The sequence below is a fragment of the Stutzerimonas stutzeri genome (assembly GCF_000935215.1).
In the GTDB taxonomy this organism is placed as follows: Bacteria; Pseudomonadota; Gammaproteobacteria; order Pseudomonadales; family Pseudomonadaceae; genus Stutzerimonas.
Genome location: NZ_JXXD01000350.1, coordinates 1 through 253, shown reverse-complemented (window position 1 = coordinate 253; position 253 = coordinate 1). Strand labels below are relative to the sequence as shown.

The window sequence follows — 253 nt, the reverse complement described above, 5'->3', positions numbered from 1 at the left end:
CTGGCCACAGGCGTCGGCGAACATGGCGCGCACTGCCGCGCACATGGCCGAGGCGCAGGCGTTGCTGGATGAGCTGGCGCAGGCAGACCTTGCTGCTGCGCAGCAGCCATCTCCGGTCGACTGGCTGGCACTGCCCAGTCTCTGTCTGCCGGCGCTGCGTGCCTTGTCGCCAGCCCGACAGCGCAACGCCCTGCGTCATTGGCTGGCGCACCTCACCGAGCTTCCGGACAGCGATCACTGGTGCGGCTGGGAG

1 protein-coding gene is annotated in these 253 nt (G+C 69.6%); it reads left to right on the top strand.

The annotated features are described in order from the left end of the window. Positions 1 to 253, top strand: a 253-nt coding sequence (locus LO50_RS23300; protein WP_173425612.1) for a TilS substrate-binding domain-containing protein, incomplete at both ends; no start/stop codon positions are given.